17 protein-coding genes are annotated in these 17,338 nt (G+C 69.3%); 2 read left to right on the top strand and 15 right to left on the bottom strand.

All coding sequences use genetic code 11. The features are described from left to right. Positions 1 to 19: 19 nt before the first annotated feature. The 11 genes from AB0B82_RS08975 to AB0B82_RS08925 form a co-directional block, all read right to left on the bottom strand. On the bottom strand, positions 20 to 544 hold the full coding sequence (locus AB0B82_RS08975; RefSeq protein WP_360164278.1) for a GNAT family N-acetyltransferase: 525 nt from the start codon (positions 542 to 544) through the stop codon (positions 20 to 22). A 1,229-nt stretch (positions 545 to 1,773) separates the two neighbouring features. Continuing rightward, positions 1,774 to 2,550 carry a DUF1684 domain-containing protein gene (locus AB0B82_RS08970; protein ID WP_360164276.1) on the bottom strand — a complete coding sequence of 259 codons (777 nt, stop codon included), beginning with the start codon at positions 2,548 to 2,550 and terminating at the stop codon, positions 1,774 to 1,776. After that, positions 2,547 to 3,647 (bottom strand): LLM class flavin-dependent oxidoreductase, encoded by a 1,101-nt coding sequence (locus AB0B82_RS08965; protein WP_360164274.1) that lies wholly within the window; start codon positions 3,645 to 3,647, stop codon positions 2,547 to 2,549. The genes AB0B82_RS08970 and AB0B82_RS08965 overlap by 4 nt, the downstream gene beginning before the upstream one ends. Beyond that, positions 3,637 to 5,541: an FAD/NAD(P)-binding protein gene (locus AB0B82_RS08960; RefSeq protein ID WP_360164272.1), complete on the bottom strand. Its 1,905-nt coding sequence runs from the start codon at positions 5,539 to 5,541 to the stop codon at positions 3,637 to 3,639. Before AB0B82_RS08960 ends, AB0B82_RS08965 begins: the two co-directional genes overlap by 11 nt. Continuing rightward, positions 5,538 to 6,854, bottom strand: a complete 1,317-nt coding sequence (locus AB0B82_RS08955; protein WP_360164270.1) for an NtaA/DmoA family FMN-dependent monooxygenase — start codon at positions 6,852 to 6,854, stop codon at positions 5,538 to 5,540. Before AB0B82_RS08955 ends, AB0B82_RS08960 begins: the two co-directional genes overlap by 4 nt. Next, positions 6,851 to 7,945, bottom strand: coding sequence for an LLM class flavin-dependent oxidoreductase (locus tag AB0B82_RS08950; RefSeq protein ID WP_360164268.1), 1,095 nt, complete (start codon positions 7,943 to 7,945; stop codon positions 6,851 to 6,853). Before AB0B82_RS08950 ends, AB0B82_RS08955 begins: the two co-directional genes overlap by 4 nt. Next, positions 7,942 to 9,009 (bottom strand): NADPH-dependent FMN reductase, encoded by a 1,068-nt coding sequence (gene ssuE / locus AB0B82_RS08945; RefSeq protein ID WP_360164266.1) that lies wholly within the window; start codon positions 9,007 to 9,009, stop codon positions 7,942 to 7,944. The genes AB0B82_RS08950 and ssuE overlap by 4 nt, the downstream gene beginning before the upstream one ends. An 8-nt stretch (positions 9,010 to 9,017) precedes the next feature. Next, the gene (locus AB0B82_RS08940; protein ID WP_360164264.1) at positions 9,018 to 9,986 is read right to left on the bottom strand and encodes an ABC transporter substrate-binding protein; all 969 of its coding nucleotides are present in this window, start codon (positions 9,984 to 9,986) and stop codon (positions 9,018 to 9,020) included. A 32-nt stretch (positions 9,987 to 10,018) separates the two neighbouring features. Continuing rightward, positions 10,019 to 10,771, bottom strand: a complete 753-nt coding sequence (locus AB0B82_RS08935; protein ID WP_360164262.1) for an amino acid ABC transporter ATP-binding protein — start codon at positions 10,769 to 10,771, stop codon at positions 10,019 to 10,021. Next, a complete protein-coding gene (locus tag AB0B82_RS08930) occupies positions 10,768 to 11,661 on the bottom strand; it encodes an amino acid ABC transporter permease (protein WP_360164260.1) in 894 nt (297 codons plus the stop codon). Before AB0B82_RS08930 ends, AB0B82_RS08935 begins: the two co-directional genes overlap by 4 nt. 160 nt (positions 11,662 to 11,821) lie before the next feature. After that, positions 11,822 to 11,896: a putative leader peptide gene (locus AB0B82_RS08925; RefSeq protein ID WP_360164380.1), complete on the bottom strand. Its 75-nt coding sequence runs from the start codon at positions 11,894 to 11,896 to the stop codon at positions 11,822 to 11,824. A gap of 408 nt (positions 11,897 to 12,304) precedes the next feature. Here AB0B82_RS08925 and AB0B82_RS08920 point away from each other — a divergent pair, with 408 nt between their 5' ends. After that, entirely contained in the window at positions 12,305 to 13,189 is an 885-nt protein-coding gene (locus tag AB0B82_RS08920) for a M23 family metallopeptidase (protein ID WP_360164258.1), read from the top strand. A gap of 99 nt (positions 13,190 to 13,288) precedes the next feature. Here AB0B82_RS08920 and AB0B82_RS08915 read toward each other — a convergent pair whose 3' ends face one another. Together AB0B82_RS08915 and AB0B82_RS08910 are read right to left on the bottom strand one after the other, a co-directional pair. Next, positions 13,289 to 13,798: a GNAT family N-acetyltransferase gene (locus AB0B82_RS08915; protein WP_360164256.1), complete on the bottom strand. Its 510-nt coding sequence runs from the start codon at positions 13,796 to 13,798 to the stop codon at positions 13,289 to 13,291. Positions 13,799 to 13,853: 55 nt separating this feature from the next. Next, on the bottom strand, positions 13,854 to 14,375 hold the full coding sequence (locus tag AB0B82_RS08910) for an N-acetyltransferase family protein (RefSeq protein ID WP_360164254.1): 522 nt from the start codon (positions 14,373 to 14,375) through the stop codon (positions 13,854 to 13,856). A 39-nt stretch (positions 14,376 to 14,414) separates the two neighbouring features. Between AB0B82_RS08910 and AB0B82_RS08905 the strand changes: the two genes are divergently transcribed. Beyond that, positions 14,415 to 14,978, top strand: coding sequence for an XRE family transcriptional regulator (locus AB0B82_RS08905; RefSeq protein ID WP_360164252.1), 564 nt, complete (start codon positions 14,415 to 14,417; stop codon positions 14,976 to 14,978). Here the strand turns inward: AB0B82_RS08905 and AB0B82_RS08900 are convergent. Together AB0B82_RS08900 and AB0B82_RS08895 are read right to left on the bottom strand one after the other, a co-directional pair. Then, entirely contained in the window at positions 14,945 to 16,528 is a 1,584-nt protein-coding gene (locus AB0B82_RS08900; RefSeq protein WP_360164250.1) for an FAD-dependent monooxygenase, read from the bottom strand. The genes AB0B82_RS08905 and AB0B82_RS08900 overlap by 34 nt on opposite strands. Before the next feature lie 151 nt (positions 16,529 to 16,679). Then, positions 16,680 to 17,303 (bottom strand): TetR/AcrR family transcriptional regulator, encoded by a 624-nt coding sequence (locus AB0B82_RS08895; RefSeq protein ID WP_360164249.1) that lies wholly within the window; start codon positions 17,301 to 17,303, stop codon positions 16,680 to 16,682. Positions 17,304 to 17,338: the final 35 nt, after the last annotated feature.

Below are 17,338 nucleotides of genomic sequence, written 5' to 3'. Positions count from 1 at the left end.
TACCCTGCGGTAGCGATTCTCAGTCGCGGAGGGTGATCCAGTACCGCCTGGTCCGGGGACTGACCCAGGTGTCGCGGACGTCCTCCAGGACGCCGCCGTTGCGCTCGATCGTCCGCGCCGACGCGAGGTTGTCGTCGTCGCAGGTGATCAGCACCCGGTCGAGGCCGCGCTCCCGGGCCCGGTCGAGCACCTGGCCGAGCGCCCAGGTGGCCAGCCCCCGACCGCGCGCCGCCGGACGGACGCCGTACCCGATGTGCCCGCCGCCTTCGAGCAGCTTGGCGTTGAGCGGGTGCCGGAGCGTGATCGCGCCGAGGTACGTCGTACCGTCGACAATCCACCAGTACGTCGAGGGCACCCGATCCGCCGTGCAGACGTCGTGGCTCGCGTCGCGCAACCGCTGCGTCCAGGCGGCGAAGCCCTCGGCGGTGCTCAGGTCGTCGGCCTCCCACACGCCCGCACCGTCCTGGTGGGCGTCACCCCACTCGGCGGCCGACTCCAGCCAGGAGTCCCGCAGGTCGACGGTCGGCTCGATCAGTTCAGGCATGGGGCCGAGGGTAGATCCGCGACAGCCTCGCGTCCCAGCGAATATCCGGCTCATGTGCCTGATCCGTGGGTGGGGCTGGTTGACCGAGCCCGCGCCCGCGCTGTCCGAGCGCGCCCCCGGAGCCGTGGCCTCTCGAGCCCCTACCAGGGACCGCGAACCCCCATCCGGGACCGTGAACACTCGTCCGGGACGGTGCACATCTGCCCGGGACCGTGCACACTCGTCCGGGACCGTGCACACCCATCCGGGACCGTGCACACTCGTCCGGGACCTCACACACCCGTCCGGGACCGCGAACACTCGTCCGGGAAGGTCCACATCTGCCCGGGACCGTGCACACCCGCCCGGGGCCGCGAACACTCGTCCGGGACGGTGCACATCTGCCCGGCACGGTGCACCCCATCCCGGGACCTTGAACAAGCAATAACCACTCCACACCCACCACAACCTGTCCAAACCCCCGACTTCAGCCCGTACGACGACTGCGCAGCCAACTCATACGAACGGATAACCCCGCCAGTTGGGGGTTCTCTGCTGGTATACCGACGAAGAACCCCGAACACGCGGGGTTATCCACTTGTATGCCGTGCCGTGCCGTGCCGTGCCGTCCCGTGCCGTGCCGTGCCGTCCCGTGCCGTGCCGTGCCGTGCCGTCCCGTGCCGTGCCGTGCCGTGCCGTCCCGTGCCGTGCCGTGCCGTCCCGTGCCGTGCCGTGCCGCGAAGCAGCCGGTGGTGATCTGGTCGGTGTTCAGCACGCGGTGACGGCACGGCGTGGTGGCGTGGCGGCGTGGCGTGGCGTGGCGTGGCGGCGTCGTGGCGGCGTCGTGGCGTGGCGTGGCGTGGTGGCGTGGTGTGGGGTGATGGTGCGGTGTGGTCGTAAGGGGTTTCCGGGTTTCCGCCGCACGGTGGGTTCACCCATCGTGTTGTGGGTTCCGCACCCTTCACACGGGTCAGGAACCCACAACACGATGGGTGAACCCACCGTGCGGGAACGCACGCGGCGTCCAGCGCCGTCGTTCAGCGCCGTCGTTCAGCGCGGTGGTTCAGCGCGGGCGCCGACTCGGTCACCCGGGCCTGGACCCACCCACGGATCGGTCACAAGAACCGGATATCCCGCCGGCGTGCGTGGCCTCGCGGCCGGCTCGCCAAGCCTCGACCGCCGGCCGAAGCGCGTGCCCAGGTCGAGTCCCAGTCACCACCCACACATCATCACAAGAGCCGGAAAGTCCCTCATCGCACCTTCTTCTCGCCGGCCGTGACCGGGAGCGAGAGGCGGTTGGTGGGGACGGGCGCCGGGCAGGTGCCGTACGCCGTGAAGGCGAACGGCAGGTTGACGGTGCGGTTGAAGTCGATCACCACCGAACCGTCCTCGCGCACCGGCCCGGTCGTCACCGTGCGCCAGGGTGCCGTTTCCTCACCGTTGGTCTTGTCGTGGAACGCGACGTTCAGCCGCCCGTCCGCCGCCGCGGTCGCGACCAGCTCGTACGCCGTACCGCCGAGCGCGACGTGTACGGTGCCGACCGTGGTGATGTGCTGACGCAGATCGTCGCGCGCGGTCGACACCTCCACGCGCTGCGTCCGCGAGTACGGACTGAAATACCCGGTCACGGTCCAGGCGTCGTCGATCGGGTACGCCGGTACGCCCTCGAAGTTCTGCCGCGCTGCGGCGCGCGGATCGCGCTGACGGATCGCGTACCGGCCACCGCGCAGGACGAGCTCGGCCAGCCGGTCGCCGTACAGCAGCCAGCTGAGCGAGCCGGCCTCCGGAACGCTGGCGGAAACCGTTCCGTGGACGGGTTCGCCGGCCAGTGTCAGCTCGCCGGATGCGGTGACATGCGCCTGATCGTCCGCCCACCATCGGCCGGCCAGGCCCTCGATCGCCTTCGGGGTGTCCGGCAGCCAGTCGAACGCGACGATCGACAGCCAGCCGTAGTCGGTGTCCAGGTCACGCTCGCGGGCCGCGTGCCAGGTGTGCCAGTCCTGCTCCAGGTCGGAAACAACAGTCATGACGCTTTCCTTTGTTCGCGGTGGGCCACCTCGGAACGGACCAGCGGGATGACGTAGCGGCCGAAGTCGATCGCGTCGTCGTAGATGTCGTAACCGCGGGCGGAGAAGATCCGGATCCCGAGGTCGTAGTAGTCGAGCAGGGCGGCGGCGACGGTTTCCGGCGTCCCGACCAGCGCGGTGGAGTTACCGCCGCCTCCGGTCAGGCCGGTCGGTGCCGTCCAGAGCGCCCGGTCGTGTCGCTCGCCTGCTGCCACCGCTTGCAGCAGCCGCTGGGATCCAGCGTTTTCCGGAGTCTTCGAGCGGAGCCTGGTGCTCGCCGGCACCCCGCCGGCCTGCACGGCCTTGATCCGCCCGAGGATGCGCTCCGCCTTCTCCCAGGCGAGGTCCTCGGTCGGCGCCAGGATCGGCCGAAACGCGATCTGGATGGTCGGCCGGTCCGTCCGTCCGGCCCGTGCCGCCGCGGCGTCGATGGTGGCGAGCTGCTCGCGGGTGCCGGCCAGTGGTTCACCCCAGAGCGCGAAGATGTCCGCCTCGGCCGCGCCGACCTCGTACGCCGCCGCCGACGAGCCGCCGAACGAGATCCGCGGCCGCGGCTGCTGTACCGGCTTGATGTCGGCGAGGAACTGCTCGAACTGGTAGTGCTTTCCGTGGAAGTCGAACCGGGTGTCCGAAGTCCAGGCCTGTTTGAGGATCTGGATGAACTCGGCCGTCCGCACGTACCGCTCGTCCTTGGGCAGGTGGTCGCCCTCGGCGGCCTGATCCGCGGTCGAGCCACCGGTGATGACGTGCACCTCGAACCTGCCGCCGCTGAGGTGGTCCAGGGTCGCAAACGTTTTCGCGGTCAGCGTCGGGTACGCGACGTTCGGCCGGTGCGCGACGACCAGGTTGATCCGCTCGGTGCGCCCCGCGACGTACGCCGCGACCTGGGACGGGTCCGGTGCTCCGGAGTGGTAGGCGAACAGGATGCGGTCCCACCCGTTGTCCTCGTGGGCGCGCGCGAGCTTGCTGGTGTACTCCAGGTCCAGCGGGCCGCCGGTGCGCGGTGTCACCTCGCTGGCCGGGTTCGTCCCGGCGATACCGAGGAACTCAACTGGCATGACGTTCTTCCTTCCGTACGGTGGGGGCGAGCAGCGTGAGCAGGTCCCGGGCGACGGCGTCGTTCTGCCGGAAGCCGGGACCGTTGAAATGCGGCCGGGAGAACCCGGAGGAGCCGGCCGAACCGGAAACCGACGGGCCGAGCAGGAACAGGGCGTCGTGAGTGGAGCCGTCGGCCCGGATCGCGCGGCACCGCGAGTCCGCCTTCAGTTGGCCGCCCCCGAGGCTCGTCCCGTCGGCCGCGACCAGTTCGTCGGCCGCCAAAGCGCCGGAATCGAGCAGTCCGCGGAGCAACGGATCAGTGGTCGCTAGTACGTCGGGACGTGGCAGCCGCGCCTCGACGAAGGCCCGCGCGCGGATCTCGCCCGCGACACCGGGGCTGGTGGCAACGAACTGATCGTTGTCAATAGCAACATCCAGGTCCGGCCCGGCGAATCGGGCGATCCCGGCCCGATGGAGGGCGAGGAGCTCCTCCAGCCGCCGCGGCGGCGGTCCACTCGCGACGAACGAGAAGAACCCGTGCCACTCGGTCTCCACCCGCCGCACCCGGTCCTCGTCCGACAGTTGCCCGTCGGTGATCGCCCGCGAGAGCACGCTGTAGATGCTCAGCAGTGCGTTGAAGACGGCCAGGTCGGCCGAGTACTGCGGATCCGCGCGCCGGAGCAGATCGCTCTCGATCAGCTCGGCCAGGAACCGTTCGAACCGCGCCCGATCCGCGAAGAACCGTCCGGCCAAGGGCCGATCCACCTCGTGCCGGACGAACCGGTCGGCAGGATCGGGAACGGCGGCCGCGACGACGGCCGCGAACTCCCGGTCCGCCGACGATCCCACCGATCCGGGCGCCCAAGTGTCCAAGGCGGCCGCGAAAGCCTGCCACGAGGACCGCACCCGTTCGGGATGCGCCGTGAACAGCTCCTGGTAGTGCGCGTACGCCAGCTCCTTCTCGATCAACGGCCGCACGTCGCGGCCGAAGTCGAGCGGGCCGTCGCCGAGCGCCTCCGTGGTCAGGTACCGCGTCGGCACCGGCTTCGCACCGGGCACGGTGTAGCCGAGTTTCGCGTGGTAAGGCACGCCGCGGCGCGATCCGACGTACAGGATCGGCTCGTCGCCGGACGGATGGTACGTGAGGATGCCGTCGCACTCGTCGTACCAGCCGCCGCGGCCCTCGGTCAGCAGCACCATCAGGTCGACGAAGGCCTGCCCGAAGCCGCGGACGATGACCGGTGCCTGCGGCCACAATCCGTCCAGGTCGACATCGGCGGTGTAGCCGGGCGGAATGTAGGTCAGGCCGGCGTCCGCCGCCTGGGCCGCCCAGGCCGCTTCCGCTGCCGTCGGCAACCGATCCAGGTAGCCGAGGGCAAGCACCACCGCGTCGGCCGCGAGCTCCCGGCCGGACTCGAGGATCACCCGTCGATCCGCCGTCAGCTGCACGGCTCGCTCCAAGTGCTCGGTGACGGTCGCGGGAAAATCGCGGACGACGCGCTCCCACACCCACGCCAGGTACTCCGCCTGTACCAGTCGCGGTGGGAAGTCGGTGGGTCCGGGCGCCTCGAGCCCGGCCCGTTCGAGGATGGTCGCGCCCTCGCCGGCGACCCAGGTGGCGAGATCAGGTCCCGGCACGATCGGCCCGTCGCACTCGACCGAGTCGTCGGTGAAGATCGTGACGTCGGACGTCATCGAGTTCATCCACAGCAGCCGGGACTGCTCCCGCCGCCAGATCCGCCCGCCGCCGGCCGGATAGGGATCCACCACGTGGATCTCGACCCGGCGATCGCCGAGCAGTTCGCCGGCGTTGGCCGCGAACCGCTCGAGCAACCCGACCGTCCGCGGACCGCCGCCCACGAACACCACCGTGGCCGCCGGTTCCTGCCGTGCGTGCAGCTCGGCCACGGTCATAAGGTCAGCCCCAGATGATCCCGCAGCGTCGACCCGCTGTACTCAGACCGGAAGACGCCGCGTTCGCGCAGCAGCGGAACCACCCGATCGACGAAGTCGTCGAGGCCGGACGGGGTGAGGTGCGGGACCAGGACGAAACCGTCTGCAGCGTTTTCCTGGACGTGCCGATCGACCGCCTCGGCGACCGTGGTGGGGGATCCGACGAAGGTCTGCCGGTTCTGCTGGTTGATCACGGTCTGCCGCAGCGACCAGCCGTGCGCCTCGGCCTGCGCCCGCCACTCGGCCACGATCGGAAACGGATCGTTGTACCCGACCCGGCCCTGCGTGACCGACGATCCGACGACCGGGTCCTCGGCCGGTAGCGGGCCGTCCGGGTCGTACGCCGACAGGTCGCGGCCCCAGAGCAGCTCGGCCAGCACCAGCGCGGTCGGTCCGGACACCTGCTGCTCGCGGATGTACGCCGCCTTCTCGATCGCCTCCGCGTCGGTGTCCGCGACGACGACCGTCACCGCGGGCATGATCTTCAGCGACTCCGCACTGCGCCCGTACTTGGCCAGCCGGGACTTCACGTCCTTGTAGAAGGTCTGCCCGGCCTCGAACGACCCGTGCCGGCTGAAGATCACGTCCGCACTCGACGCCGCGAACTCCCGCCCCTCGTCGCTGTCCCCGGCCTGGATGATCACCGGCCGGCCCTGCGGCGACGGGGGCACGCCGAACCGGCCGCGGATCGTGAAGTGGTCGCCGTCGTCCGCGAAGGCCCCAGCGCCCCCGCGGGCGAACACACCCGCCGCCTGGTCGAGGACGAGATCGTCGCCGCGCCAGGAATCCCACAGTTTCCGGACCACCCGCAGCGCCTCCTGCGCCCGGACGTACCGGTCGGCCTTGTCGAGGTATCCGCCGCGGCGGAAGTTCTCGCCGGTGAACGCGTCCCACGACGTCACGACGTTCCACGCCGCCCGGCCGCCGGACAGCTGGTCGAGCGAGGAAAGCCGTTTCGCCAGCTCGTACGGCTCGTTGAACGTCGAGTTCACCGTCGCGGCCAGCCCGAGGTGCGTCGTCACCGCGGCCAGGGCGCTGAGGACGGTCAGCGACTCGGGCCGGCCGACCACGTCGAGGTCGTGGATCTTGCCCTTCACCTCGCGCAGTCGCAGTCCCTCGGCCAGGAAGAAGAAGTCGAAGGTCCCGCGTTCTGCCGTTTCCGCAAGTTTCCGGAACGAGTCGAACGCGATCTGCGAACCGGACGCCGGATCCGACCACACGGTGGTGTTGTTGACGCCCGGGAAATGTGCTGCCAGATGGATCTGCTTGCTCATCGTGCACTCCTCGCGTACCTGTTCACCGGCCGCCGCAGCCCGAGCCGCCCGCGCAGACTCCCGCCCCGGTCCCCCGGTCCGGCCAGCCCGCGACGGCGGAGCGCGGGCAGTACCTCGTCGGCGATCAACGGCACGTCCAGCTCGAGCGACGCAGGACGAAGCTGTACGCCGTCCACACCCGCAGCACCCCACTGCGCGATCGACTCGACCACTGCCTCCACACCGTCGGCGTGCGGCCGAACGGCGATCGAGACCAGAACGACCGGCTCCGGCACGGCGGAGGTCAGCGCGACGCTCCGACCGTCCTCGCCCGCTGCCAGGGTCACGCTCCGCCGATCCGGTTCCGCGGAGCGCAGCGCCGCGACCGGTGCCGCCAGCTCATCGGACGCAGGCAGGAAAACGAGTTCCGCATCGGTCGCCGCGGTGAGTGCCTCGGGACCCGTCACCCGGATCGCGGTGATCGGGTGACCTTGCGGCGGCCGCGGCACGATCGAAGGCCCCTTCACGCTGAACGTCGGCGCCTCGAAGTCGACGTAGTGCAGCTTGTCCCGGTCGATGAAGCGCCCGGTCGCCGCGTCCCGGATGATCGCGTCGTCCTCCCACGAGTCCCACAGTCGCCGGGCGGCATCCACGACGTACCGTGCCTCGCGCCAGGTTTCCGCGGGCGGTGCCGGTTCGCGGCGCCCGATCACGTCCGCCGCGGCCGCCGACGTCGAGACGTCCGCGATCCACCCGGCCCGCCCACCCGAGATGTGGTCGAGCGTCGCGACGGACGCCTGCACATGGAACGGTTCGGTGTGCGTGACCGTGATCGTCGGCAGCAACCCGATCCGCTGCGTCGTCGGTGCGACTCGCGCTGCCAGCCCGAGCGCGTCCAGCCGCACACTCACCTGGTCCGGTACGTCGTCGGGCGCCTCCAGCGCATCCGCGAACGTCACGAGATCGATGCCCGCGGCCTCGGCCCGCTGCGCCGCCCGGACGGCGAGTTCGCCGGTCAGGATCGCCCGCGGGTCCACCTCCGGCCCACGCCACGCTCCGGGATCGCCGCCCGCGCCGTCGATCTCGAGCGCGGTGACGAGCGGCCGGCTCATGACGCCACCTTCAGCGCGACATCGTTCGACGCCGGGAGCTCCTTGCGGAACGCGAGCGGCCCGATCGATTCCGGATCGGCCTCGACATCGAACTGCGGCTCGAAGCCGGCCGCGAGGTACAACGCCGCCGCCTCCGGTTGTCGCGGTCCGGTTGTCAGGTACAAGCTGCGGTAGCCGAGATCGACCGCCGCCGCTTCGAGTTCCGCCAGCACGCGACGGCCCAGCCCTTGGCGGCGATGCAGGTGCGACGTCCACATCTGCTTCACCTCCGCGGTGTGCTCGTCGTACCGCCGGAGGGCGCCGCCGGCCAGCGTCTGCCCGCAGTACCGCAACAGGACGAACGCACCGTCCCGCTCGGCGTGGAAGTCCGACGACGGTACTTCGGTGAGCTGGGTGTTCTCGTTGGTCTGCCCGTACCGCGGGGTGTACTCCACGACCAGATCGGCCAGCAACGGCGCCGACTCGGGGTCCTCCGGTCGGGCGCGCACCGCTTCCACGGCGGCGACTTGCACGGGCGCGCTCTCCACCGTCGGCTCGCCCGCGACGGCCGCGAGGAAGGATCGCGTCACCTGGTAGAGCGGGACGGACGCCGTCGGATCGAGCAGCAGCCCGCCGCCGTCGTACAGGCGGACGTGTGACGACAGCACGAACCATCCCTGCCCGATCGACCCCGCGCCGAGGCTGGTCAGCACCGGGCGCAGCGCGTAGTCGATCACCAGGACGTGCGCCGGCGTACCACCCGTTGCCAGCGGCAACACCGTCTTGCCCTTCAGGGCGTACTGCGGCAACAGGTCGAGGAACACCTTGAGCAGACCGGAGTACGCCGCTTTGTAGACCGGCGTGGTGACCACCACCGCATCGGCCGTCTCGAGCACCGCGGCCGCGGCGGCGATCTCCGGATGATCGGCCCGGCCGCGCAGCAGCGGCTCGGCCGGCAGGTCTCGCAGCACGATCGGGGTGACGGTGTGACCGTGACTGCCCAGGACCTTGGTGACATAGTCGAGGACCGCATCGGTGCGCGACGGCACCGACGGACTGCTGGAGATCGTTGCGATGATCGCCATAAGTGCTCCTATTTCTTCGGCAGGCCGGGCGGGTTGATCAGCGACTTCGGGACGGCCTCGGCCTCCAGGCCCCACTTGGCCAGCACCTTCGCGTAGCTGCCGTCCGCGATCGCGGCATTGAGCGCGTCCGCGAGCGGCTTGACCAGGCCGTTGTCCTTCTTGGTCGTGATCCCGACCAGCCCCTGCACGGGATAGCTCGACGAGACAGTGCCGACGATCTCGGTCTGGTGCCGGGTCGCAACGTGGTACGACGCGTTCGGGTTCGGACCGAGGTACAGGTCGACGCGGCCGGACTGCAGTGCCAGGTAGGTGTCGGCCGCCTGCTGGTAGTACCTGAGGTTCGCGGGTTTGCGTCCGGCCGCGGCGTTCTGCTTGTTCCAGTCGAGCAGGATCGCTTCCTGCAGCGTTCCGGAACTGACGGCCACGTTCTTTCCGGACAGGTCCGCCGGGCCGCTGACCTTCAGGCCCGAGCCGGTCTTCGCCTCGAACGCGTGCAGCCCCAGCCGGTAGGTCGCGAAGTCGTACTTCTCCTTGCGCAGTTCGGAAACTCCGATGTTGGAGATTCCGACTTGGTACTTTCCGGAATCGAGGCCGAGGAACAGGTTCTCCCAGCTCGTGGTGTCGACCTTCGCCTCCAGTCCGAGCACGCTCGCGACCAGGTAGGCGATGTCGATCTCGACCCCGATCGGCGTCTTGTTGTCATCCGCGGTGAAGCCCAGCGGCGGCAGGCCGCCACCCGCCGAACCGTTGCCGATGACAAGTTTTCCCGACTCCCGGACTGCGGCCGGCAGTTCGGCGGCGATGCTGTCGACCTTCGCGGTGATGACGCGCTTCTGATCGGCCGAGGTGTCGAACGCGACCACCGAGGCGGCACCGCCGTCCGGCCCCGATCCACCGGCCGGTTCGGTGGCCGGGTCCGCGCAGCCGGCCGCGGCCAGCAGGACCACCCCGAACAATGCCGTCACACGTTTTCTCATCAGTTGTCCTCCGAACTGAACCAGGGGTCGCATCACAGAACCCTGGAGACAAAGGCGCGAGTGCGCTCGTGAGCGGGGTTGTCGAGCACCTCACGCGGTGGACCCGACTCGAGAATCCGGCCGCCGTCCATGAAGACCACCGTGTCGGCGACCTCCCGCGCGAATCCGATCTCGTGGGTGACGACGACCATCGTGGCGCCGTCACGGGCGAGTTCCTTGATCACGTCGAGGACCTCGCCGACGAGCTCCGGATCCAGCGCGCTGGTCGGCTCGTCGAACAACAGAACCTTCGGCCGCAGCGCCAGCGCCCGGGCGATCGCCACCCGTTGCTGCTGACCACCGGACAACTGCCGCGGGTACGCGTCGGCCTTGTCGCCGACGCCGACCCGATCCAGCAGGTCCCGCGCGAACGGCTCCACCTCGCGGCGTTTGCGCCGCTGCGCGGACACCGGCGCCTCGACGACGTTCTCCAGCACGGTCAGGTGCCCGAACAGGTTGAAGTTCTGGAACACGAACCCCACCTGCGACCGCTGCCGCAGTACGTCGCGCTCCCGCAGTTCGTGCAGTTTGTTGCCGCGCCGGTGATAGCCGATCAGCTCACCGTCGATCCGGATCAACCCGCGGTCCACCTTCTCCAGGTGGTTGATCGAGCGCAGCAGCGTCGACTTCCCCGATCCCGAGGGTCCGAGGATCACCGTGACGGTACCGGCCGCCACCTCCAGGTCGATTCCCTTCAGTACTTCGAGATCTCCGAAGCTCTTGTGCACACCCTTGACGTCGATCATCGCGTCGTACCTCGGGCGAACCGGCGTTCCACGTAGTACTGCACGATCGACAGCAGCGTGGTCAGCACGATGTACCAGACCGTCGCGACCATCAGCAGCGGGACGACCCGGCTGTTGCGGCCGTAGATCACCTGGACCTGGTAGAAGAGCTCCGGGATCGCCATCACCGAGACGATCGACGTGCCTTTGAACAGGCTGATCACCTCGTTCGCGCCGTTCGGCAGGATCGAGCGCATCGCCTGCGGCAGCACGATCCGGAAGAACTGCCGCAGCTTCGGGATGCCGAGCGCGGCGGCCGCCTCGAGCTGGCCGGCGTCCACGGAAATGATGCCGCCACGGATGATTTCCGCGGCGTACGCGGCCTGGTGCAGCGCGAGCCCGAGCACCGCGGCGCCGAGCGGGCCGAACAGGTTGTTCGTACTGAAGTGCACGAACTCCGGACCGAACGGGATCCCGAGGCTCAGCTCCTGGTACAGGTACGCGATGTTGAACCAGAACAGCAGCTGCACAATCAACGGGATCGAACGGAACGCCCAGATGTAGCCCCAGGCAACGACTTGCAGGAACGGACTGCTGGACAGCCGCATGGTGGCGAGGACGGCACCGAGCGCGAACCCGAGCACCGTGCCGTAGATCGTCAACTGCACGGTCACCCAGAGCGCCGAGAACACTGTCCGGGTGGCGAAGTACCGGAAGAACGTCGGCCAGTCCCACCCCGGGTTCGTGACCAGGCCGTGCACGAACATCGCGAGCAGGACGAGCACGACCGCGACACCGACCCAGCGCCACGGATGACGGCGGGGTACGACGGTCAACTCGGCTTCGAGCGGTACGGCGGTCGCCGGCGGACCGGTGGCACCGGACGCGGACGTGACTGAAGTGGTGGACACGATGACACTCCCTGGCGGTGGGCAGGCTTCGCGGCACCCTGCGACGGCGGAGGGCGGCAGCGGGCAGCAGGCACCCGGGCGGGCGCCTTGACGTGAAGTGAGGCCGGGTCAGCTCACCGTGCACAGGCCCGTTCGACGACGGGGCCGGCGTGAGCTCGGGTCAGCGCCGACAGAGTGCGCTGGAGACCCGGAGGAGGTCGATGTGGAGGCGGTAGTACGGCGGCTTGCGCGTCATGTCCGTCTCCTCTCGTCGGTCGTGTCATCTCAGTATGAGGCGGCCGCGAAAGATAAGTAAGTCAGTCGACAAAACTCTCAATATATGGACGCTCTATACCGCCCCGGAGGGCCTGTTCCTCGCCAATTTGCGCGTGATCCGCGTCACGGCATTGCGAGGGCTTCGACCCGGGTGGTTCACGCGGGGACGTGCACCAGGCGGCAGGAGACCCTCACCGACGGTGTTCGAAATCGTTGAACTTCTCGCAATCCGTGTTTGGGCGCACCGTGACCCGCTCGTTATCGTCGCTGGAGCCGCCGTTCCCCTCACGGCGGTTTCCCCTCCCCTGGAAGGTTTTCCGTGCCCACTCACCACGACGCGCCGCAAACAGATCGGCAGGCGTCCAGCCGTGCGACTGATTCGCGTTCGATGGCGAAGCACCGCTTTTCCCGCCGAAGCGCGAACCGCCGTACCCAACTCATCGGCCTGACCGCCGCCCTCGCGGCCGCGGCCGGCACCACGACCGTCGGACTGGCCTCGTCCAGCAGCGGTCCCGCCAACGCGTCCGGGAGCACCGGCCTGAACCCCTCACAGGCCGAAGCCCTCACCGCCGCGCGGATCGACCGCCGCGAGCTCGGATCCCGGGACGCGTCCCGGATCGACCTGTCGCTCGCGTCGACCCGGAAGGCGGCGGCCGACGCCGCCGCGAAGCAGCGGGCCGCCAAGCTCGCCGCCAACGCGTCACTCGCCCAGCGCCGCGCACTGGCCCTGGCTGCCGCCAAGGCCGCCGCCGCCCGCAAGGCCGCGGCACAGGCCAAGGCGCTCGCCGAGGCCAAGGCCGAAGCCAAGGCGAAGGCCGAGGCGATTCGCCGGGCCAACGCCGCGAAGGCCGCCAAGGAGAAGGCGGAGGCCGCCCCGAGGGTCGTCCTCCCGACCACCGGGTACCACCTGACCGCGCGGTTCGGCCAGGGCGGCAGCCGCTGGGCCCGCGACCACACCGGTTTGGACTTCGCGGCCCCGCAGGGTACGCCGGTCCGCTCGGTGATGGCCGGCAAGGTCATCCAGGCCGCGTTCGCCGGCGCCTACGGCCGCCAGGTCAAGGTCCGCCACACCGACGGCACCGTCACGTCGTACAGCCACATGTCCGAGTTCGACGTCTCCGTCGGCGACACGGTCAAGGCCGGCACGATGGTCGGCCGCATCGGCATGACCGGCAACACCACCGGCCCGCACGTGCACTTCGAGGTCCTCCCCGGCGGCGGCTCGCCGATCAACCCCGCCCCCTGGCTCCGCGAACACGGCGTCACCCCCTGAGCAACGCCAGGATTCACTGTTGAAGCTCTAAAAGCTCTTGCCGGCCGCCGCCCTCACGGCGGCCGGTTTGCTTCACTCGGCTGTTCTGCTGATCCTGCGCTACAGCATGAGGGCCATGTCGAAGGCGGCGATGTAGTCGCCCTCGATAAGGAACTCGTTGGGGTGGATGCCTTCGACGACGTAGCCGTGGCGTTCGTAGAGGCGGCGGGCAGCCTCGTTGGTGCTGTGAACGTGCAGGCTGATCTTGCGGGCGCCGCGCCGGCGCCCTTCGGCGGCCGCGGCCTCGAGCAAGGCTGACCCGACGCCGAGGCGGCGCGCCGATTCGGTGACCGCGAGACCGTTGATCGTGAGCACGCCCGCGCCCTCAGGAAACTGGTACTTGTCCTGCAGGCGCAGGTACCCAACGATGGCCCCGTCGTGCTCCGCGACCAGATGCGCCTCCGGTCCACTCCTGCCGAAGAACGTTTCCCCGAGCGTTTCCTGGTACGACGGAAATCCCGACGACGCGTCCCAGGCACTCCGCTCGATCGCGAGCAGCGCGGCGTCGTCCGCTTCGACGGCACGGCGTACGATCACCTGATGTTCGACGGGTCGGCGGTCCTCACTCACCGCACCATCCTCACCCGCCGACCGGGCCAACGGCTCGTCGAGGCTCCACGCAGGTTCAGTGCGGTTCCTGCGGCGGATCGGGGAGTACGGCGAGCGCGCGCTGGGACCAGGCGACGTCGTGCCAGGAATCGAGTTTCCAGCCGATGTTCCGGTAGCGGCCGATCGGCTCGAAACCCAGTGACTTGTGCAGCGCCTCGCTGGCGGGATTCGGCAGCGTGATGCCGGCGACGGCAGTCCGGAAACCGCGTTCGGAAAGTCGCTCGAACAACGCGCTGTAGAGTTTCCGCCCCGCGCCGGTGCCGTGATGGCCGGGCGCCACGTACACGCTGACCTCGCACGACCAGCGGTACGCCGGACGCGGCTTCATCGGGCCGCCGTACGCGTAGCCGACGACAGCACCCTCGTCCTCCAGCACCAGCCACGCGTGGGTCGCTTGAGCGTTGGCAATCCGCTCGGCCATCTCTTCGACCGTCGGCGGCTCGAGTTCGAACGTGATCGCGGTCCCCTGGACGTACGGCGCGTAAATGGCCGCGCAGGCGGCGGCATCGGCGGCCGTCGCTTCCCTCACCTGAGCCATGTCACGATAGTAGCCACATCTGCCGCTATAGTGGCAAGCGTGATCGACGATCTGTCTCGCTCTTTGGCCACGACCGTGCAGCAGGCGCGCATCGCCCAGGACCTGTCGGTGAACGCGCTGGCCGAGCGCTCCGGAGTGTCGCGCGCGATGATCGGCAAGATCGAGCGGGGCGAGGCGCAGCCCACCGCCGTACTGCTCGGAAAGCTCTCGGGCGCGCTCGGCATGACGCTGTCCGAACTGGTCGCCCGCGCGGAGAACACCGGCGACCTGCTCCGGAAAGCGCAGGATCAACCGGTTTGGACCGACCCGGTCACCGGGTACCGCCGCCGTGCGCTGTCCCCGGTGACGGACGGCCCGCTGGAGCTGGTGGAGGTCGAACTGCCACCTGGCGCCTCGGTGTCATATCCGGCGGACGCCTACATCTTCAAGAACCAGCAGCTGTGGATCCTCGATGGGAAACTCCGTTTCCACGAAGGTTCCCAGGTGCGCGAGCTCGAGCGTGGCGACTGCCTGCAACTCGGCCCACCGTCGCCGACCACGTTCCACAACCCCGGTACGGCGGTGTGCCGCTACCTGGTCGCACTGGTCAAAGGCCGCGGCTGAAACCACCGCGCAACAGCCTCCCGCAACTCCTCCCGTTCCGTGGCACTGTTCTGCGACGTGGCACTGTTCTGCGACGTGGCACTGTTCTGCGAAGTGGCCCCTTGTTGCTCCGTGGCGCCGAACTGCCCGGCAGCCCAGGCGACGTAGCCGTCAGGCCTGATCAGTAAGGCGATGGGGGTCTCGTGGCATCCGGTGACGACCTGCACCGACTCGGGTACGAGGTCGGTGAACGAGGCGCCCGGAGTGAGGTCGATCAGCAGCGGGCGCGCGGACCGCGTCAACTCCGCGAGACGCCGTTCGCCGACCGTAAGATCCGGCGCCCACCGACCGACGAGCGGATGCGTACCCTTGGCGTACTGGATGTCGGCGCCGGACATCAGGTCGGCCACCCGCTGAACGTTGCGCGGATCGGTCAGGAACTCGGCGAACAGTTCCCGCAGCGCCGTCACCTCTGAGCCCGGCGCGATCAGCGCGGACTGCGCCTGCGTCTGCATCACGACGCGCTCCCCCACGGGCCGGCGCTCGGCCGCGTAGGTGTCGAGCAGTCCCGGAGGGGCCCAGCCCTGGACCTCGGCCGCCAGCTTCCAGCCGAGGTTGACCGCATCCTGCAGGCCGAGGTTCAGTCCAGGGCCGCCGATCGCTGAGTGCACATGGGCGGCATCGCCGACCAGCAGGACCCGGCCGGTGCGGAAACTCGAGGCCAACCGACTGTTTCCGCCGACCACCCGGCGCAACTGCCGCACCCCGTCACCTGTTGGCGGCGCCAACGGCAGATGAACTCCAAGCACCCGGTCCGCACTCTCCTGCAGCTCCTCGAACGTCATCTCACCGTCCGGCGGCGGGTCCCATTCACCGGTACTGATCGCAGGCAGCCGTCCCGGAAACGGCACCCAGACGAACATTCCGCGTTCCGTCCGCTGGTGCACGAACGGGGGCACCACGCCGTACCCCGGGATCTTCAGTACGCCGTCCTCGACATACTCGGCCGGCGCCTCGGCACTCCCGGTCCGCGACACCATGGTGTCGTTGGTGACGCCCGGAAAGTCGATTCCGGCGAGTTTCCGCGTCCGGCTGTGGCCACCGTCGGCCCCGACCAGGTAGCCGGTGCGCAGCACGTACTCGCCGTCCGGGCCGGAGACCGACACTGCGACACCGTCTTCGTCCTGCGTGAATCCGAGCAGCTCGTGTCCGCGCCGGAGGTCCGTGCCGAGCTCCAGAGCCCGCTCCTCGAGCACCTCCTCGATGCGTACCTGCGGAACCTGCAAGGCATAGACCGGATTGTCCCCGAGCTCGGCGAGGTGCAACGGCAGCGCGCCGAACACGAAACCGGGCACCGGCCGTGGCGGACCCGGCGTACCGCTCAGGCGTTCGTACAGACCTCGACGGTCGAGCATCCGCACCACCTGGCCGACGAGCCCATTGGCCCGCGGAATCGTGCTGCGTTCCGAGAGTTTCTCCAGCACAATCGGCCGGACTCCGACCAGCCCGAGTTCGGCGGCGAGCATCAGACCGTTCGGCCCACCTCCGGCAATGACGACGTCGGCATCCATGATTCCTCCACACAGGCATGACTGACCACCCCGGCAACCAGCCGAGGCCGAGCAGTGCAACGGTTTCTTGACCGGCGGGGTGTTCGGGCGCCGGGTTGTTCCGGGGGTCGGCCGGGGACGGGTTATTCGGGGACTGGTTACTCGGGAAGGGTCACTCGCGGACGGGCTGGTCGGGGACGGGCAGGCCGGCTTCGACCTGGTCAAGGGCGGACGACAGCAACTCGGCGATCGAGCGTGGTGGGTCACCCCGCAGCCACTCCGCGATCACCACAGCACGGGTCGCGCCGATGACCTCCGCGACCAACCGCGGATACAACCCCGAGGTCCCGGTCCGGTCGGCGATCGCCGCCGCCAGATCCTCCGCGGCCTTGGCGTGCGCTTTCAGCACCGCGCCTTGCAGGGCCGGTTCACTCATCATCAGGCGGATTCCGGCGAGCCACTTCTCGTCCGGAGCGGTACGACCGCCATGCCCTTCCTCGCCGAGCGCGAAGTGCTTCTCGATCGCAACCCGGATCGCCGTCCACAACGGCTCGCCGGCAGGCCGGGCCCGAAGTTCCTCGGCGATCCGCAGCGTTCGATCCACCTCGCGCGCAGCGATCGCGTCCGCCTTGCTGTCGAAGTAGTTGCGGAACGTCCGCAGTGAGACCCCGGCCTCGGCGGCGATGTCCTCGATCCGCACGTTGCCGTACCCGCGCTCGACGGCCAGTCGGACCGCGGCCCAGCTCAGCGCGATCCGGGTTTCCTGCTTCTTCCGCTCCCGCAACCCTTCGGCCATGGTCACGACCGTAGCAGAATTTGCCTAACAGGCAA

The sequence above is a fragment of the Kribbella sp. NPDC048915 genome (genome assembly GCF_040649595.1).
Lineage (GTDB): Bacteria > Actinomycetota > Actinomycetes > Propionibacteriales > Kribbellaceae > Kribbella.
Note: the sequence above shows the minus strand (reverse complement) of the source record. Positions and strands in the feature narration are given on the sequence as shown.

Coding starts and splice junctions, on each gene's coding strand:
- AB0B82_RS08975 (WP_360164278.1), bottom strand. CDS start 544: ATGCCTGAACTGATCGAGCCGACCGTCGACCTGCGGGACTCCTGGCTG.
- AB0B82_RS08970 (WP_360164276.1), bottom strand. CDS start 2,550: ATGACTGTTGTTTCCGACCTGGAGCAGGACTGGCACACCTGGCACGCG.
- AB0B82_RS08965 (WP_360164274.1), bottom strand. CDS start 3,647: ATGCCAGTTGAGTTCCTCGGTATCGCCGGGACGAACCCGGCCAGCGAG.
- AB0B82_RS08960 (WP_360164272.1), bottom strand. CDS start 5,541: ATGACCGTGGCCGAGCTGCACGCACGGCAGGAACCGGCGGCCACGGTG.
- AB0B82_RS08955 (WP_360164270.1), bottom strand. CDS start 6,854: ATGAGCAAGCAGATCCATCTGGCAGCACATTTCCCGGGCGTCAACAAC.
- AB0B82_RS08950 (WP_360164268.1), bottom strand. CDS start 7,945: ATGAGCCGGCCGCTCGTCACCGCGCTCGAGATCGACGGCGCGGGCGGC.
- ssuE (WP_360164266.1), bottom strand. CDS start 9,009: ATGGCGATCATCGCAACGATCTCCAGCAGTCCGTCGGTGCCGTCGCGC.
- AB0B82_RS08940 (WP_360164264.1), bottom strand. CDS start 9,986: ATGAGAAAACGTGTGACGGCATTGTTCGGGGTGGTCCTGCTGGCCGCG.
- AB0B82_RS08935 (WP_360164262.1), bottom strand. CDS start 10,771: ATGATCGACGTCAAGGGTGTGCACAAGAGCTTCGGAGATCTCGAAGTA.
- AB0B82_RS08920 (WP_360164258.1), top strand. CDS start 12,305: ATGGCGAAGCACCGCTTTTCCCGCCGAAGCGCGAACCGCCGTACCCAA.
- AB0B82_RS08910 (WP_360164254.1), bottom strand. CDS start 14,375: ATGGCTCAGGTGAGGGAAGCGACGGCCGCCGATGCCGCCGCCTGCGCG.
- AB0B82_RS08900 (WP_360164250.1), bottom strand. CDS start 16,528: ATGGATGCCGACGTCGTCATTGCCGGAGGTGGGCCGAACGGTCTGATG.
- AB0B82_RS08895 (WP_360164249.1), bottom strand. CDS start 17,303: ATGGCCGAAGGGTTGCGGGAGCGGAAGAAGCAGGAAACCCGGATCGCG.